General features: G+C 60.0%; 2 protein-coding genes. Both read right to left on the bottom strand.

Going from position 1 to position 2622, the window contains the following annotated elements; translation table 11 throughout:
• Positions 1 to 101: 101 nt before the first annotated feature.
• Positions 102 to 872 carry an ATP-binding protein gene (locus HK353_RS16730; RefSeq protein WP_173158007.1) on the bottom strand — a complete coding sequence of 257 codons (771 nt, stop codon included), beginning with the start codon at positions 870 to 872 and terminating at the stop codon, positions 102 to 104.
• Positions 869 to 2491 (bottom strand): IS21 family transposase, encoded by a 1623-nt coding sequence (gene istA, locus HK353_RS16725; protein ID WP_173158005.1) that lies wholly within the window; start codon positions 2489 to 2491, stop codon positions 869 to 871. Before istA ends, HK353_RS16730 begins: the two co-directional genes overlap by 4 nt.
• Positions 2492 to 2622 lie beyond the last annotated feature (131 nt).

Here is a 2622-nt window from a genome sequence, read left to right as displayed (position 1 = left end):
TGTAGGGAAGCGGCATTCGGTAGCACGCGTGGAACGAAGTGGTAGCAGGAGCGCGGGGATCCGGTAGCACCACTCCGGCACCCCGCGCTCCCAGCTTACGGTCACGCCGGACTATCGACCTCGGGTTGCTGTCGAGTCTTCTTCCGCATGTTCGGGCCATCGAGTTGGACGATCTCGCTGACAGATACCAGCCGGCTCAGGATTGACTCGGCGATGACGGCATCGTGGAGTGATTTGTACCAGTCTTCGGGGTCGAACTGGGATGTGACGATTGTGGCTCCGCGGCCTTCTCTGCTGGCAAGAATGTTCAGTATCTTCGCCGTCGTGTCCATCGAGATCGGAGTGGTCAGGAAGTCATCGAGGACGAGGACATCGCAGTTGCGCAGACTGTCGAGGAACCGCAATCCTCCAGGATCAGACGGTTGATAGACCGCTAACCGGTTCCCCAGATCATCAAGCCGCCAGTACGCGACGGTGTAGTCCTTCCGGCAGGCAGCGTTGACCAGAGCCTGGGCCAGATAGGACTTGCCGACACTGGTCTTGCCGAGGATGATCACGTTCGTCGCATTCTCAATCCAGGCACACGAGGCGAGCCGGTCAACAACGTCGCGAGTCAGCGTCCGGTCAGGTAGGTAGCGGACGTCTTCGACGCAGGCTGCAGGGTTCGGGGTGTGCGAGGCTTTGAGGAGTTTGTGGACGCGGCGTTCTGCCCGGGCAGCGAGCTCGATATCGAGAGCGTGGTGAATCTTGGCGGAGAACGTCCAGTCGTCGTAGTCGGAATCGTTGGCGATATCGATCACGGCTTGTCCGAACGCGGTCATGCGCAGTTGGGTGAACGTCGCCATGTCATCAGTGGTCAGGTGATTACTCATTGGTCGGAGCCTTTCTCATCGTTCGTCAGCGCCGTCAGCCGGAATTGGTCAACTCCAGTCAGGTGAGCACGGCTGGTATCCCGGGACATTGCAGGGACTGGGGCCGGTGATGGTGGTGGTGTGACTGCCGGTCGTTGCTTGGCCTGAGCCCGAACAGCTGTCAGCTGGTGTTTGACCGCGGTGTAGCTGATCGGTCGGCGTTCATCGGCGCACAATGTTTGGCAGGCCTGTTCCAGTAAGGGCCGGTTGTCGCCTTTGCCCAGGGAGAGGATGTTCATGCAGGCTCTGAACCCTTGGGCTTCGATCTTCTTGGCATCCAGCAGCCGCGTGAGTGCTTCGACTGTGTTCGGTCCCGTCTTCGCGGCTTGGCGGAGGAAGTAGCCGCGAGTCCACAACCCAGCAGTCTGGCCTTGAGAGGCTGGGGCGTGGTCGGCGTCGGTGACATATGAGTGCTTCTTCGTCGCCACTCGGTGGCTGGCGATGATGTCGCCGGCGGCGAGGATGTCGAGTCGGGTGCCGATGATGCGCACATCCACGGTGGTGCCGACGAAGGCGGCGGGCACGGAGTATTTGATGGTTTCGATCTGGATGTGCCAGTCGCGGGAGACTTTCGCCTTCTTCCAGGTCACGTCCTGCCAGGGCTGGTCGGGCAGGCTGAGCAGGTCGTTTGCTTCATCGTCGGTGAACCAGTCCCGCCGGGATCGCGGTTGGCTGCGGAACGGGGTGCGGTCGTTGATCCACTCGACTCGGTCGGCGACAGCCGCGTTGAGGTCGTCTATGTCGGCGAAGTGTCGGTCGGCGAGGTAGTGGATGACCCAGTTCGTGACGATCTTGACGCCGGATTCGACGTTGGCTTTCTCCTTCGGTTTATAGGCCCGAGTCGGCACAGCCGCCGTGTTGTAGTGCTCGAGGAATCCGGCGTAGGAGGCGTTGACGTCGCGGGTCTTGTCGTACTTGCTGATCTGGTTCGACGCTGTTGAAGCATTGTCGGGGATGATGACTTGAGCGACACCGCCGAAGTATTCGAAGGCCCGTCTGTGGGCATCGCACCAGGCAGAGAGTTTCTCATCGAGGCACCCGTAGGCGAAGATCATTCCCGAATAGGGCAGTGTGGCGACGAAGATCGAGACTTTTGTGGCCGCGCGGGTGATCGGGTCGGTGATCCACATCGGGGTTCCGGCCCAGTCGACTTGCATCGTATGCCCCGGGATGTGAGTGATCGGGCTGGTGAGGTCGTGGGTGCGGACGTGTTCGGCGATGATCTGGCAGAACCGTTCGTATCTGTAGTGGCGTGCCGTTGGGGTGGGTGCTGGGGTGTTGAGGTAGCGGGCCCACAGCACTTTCAATGGTGGCTTCTTCCGCCCGATGCGAGCGTTGATGACGGCATCGATATTGATCGGGACGAAGTCCTCGTCGGTGTTTTTGCGGCCGTCGGTGAAGAACCGGTCGAGGTCGTCGATGGTGAGGGCATCGACTTGCTCCCTTGTCGTCAATGACTGATTCTTGACGATCGTGTGGGCTTTCGCGATCGCGCGGTGCGAGCATTGCGCCATCGCTTCGATCTGGCGGTAGGAGTATCCCTGAACGATCAGGGAGAGAATGAGCCGGTAGTCGGCCATGAGCAGGATTCCTTTCACTGTTCACGACTTCACTGTCGTGGGTGAAAGCAATCCTGCTCTACTGCTACCGGGTACTTACATAGCTGCTACCACTTCGTTACACAGGTGCTACCGAATGCCGCTTCCGAACA

Source organism: Brevibacterium permense (assembly GCF_013280495.1).
In the GTDB taxonomy this organism is placed as follows: domain Bacteria; phylum Actinomycetota; class Actinomycetes; order Actinomycetales; family Brevibacteriaceae; genus Brevibacterium; species Brevibacterium permense.
The sequence above is the reverse complement of the archived record's forward strand: the minus strand, read 5'-3'. Positions and strand labels throughout refer to the sequence as shown.

Coding starts and splice junctions, on each gene's coding strand:
- HK353_RS16730 (WP_173158007.1), bottom strand. CDS start 872: ATGAGTAATCACCTGACCACTGATGACATGGCGACGTTCACCCAACTG.
- istA (WP_173158005.1), bottom strand. CDS start 2,491: ATGGCCGACTACCGGCTCATTCTCTCCCTGATCGTTCAGGGATACTCC.